A 274-nucleotide genomic window follows, 5' to 3' on the forward strand; every position below is an offset into this window, starting at 1 on the left:
CTAGAAGTATTCATGAAGATTTTTCATAAACGCGGCGTTGAAATTACAGCAGAAGAAGCACGTAAGCCAATGGGATTATTAAAAATAGATCATGTAAGGGCACTAACAGAAATGCCTCGTATTGCGGATGAGTGGAAGCGTGTCTTTGGTCACTTACCAACAGAAGCAGACATTCATGAGATGTATGAAGAGTTTGAAGAAATTCTCTTTTCTATTTTGCCAAGTTATGCTAATCCGATTGATGGGGTAAAAGAAGTAATCGCTTCTTTACGTG

The 274-nt window shown here is 38.3% G+C and carries 1 pseudogene; it reads left to right on the plus strand.

Annotation, left to right across the window (positions count from 1 at the left end):
• A pseudogene (locus SB717_RS35710) lies at nucleotides 1–274 on the plus strand (phosphonoacetaldehyde hydrolase); the annotation flags it as partial.

This window comes from Priestia sp. SIMBA_032 (assembly GCF_046535215.1).
GTDB lineage: Bacteria > Bacillota > Bacilli > Bacillales > Bacillaceae_H > Priestia > Priestia aryabhattai.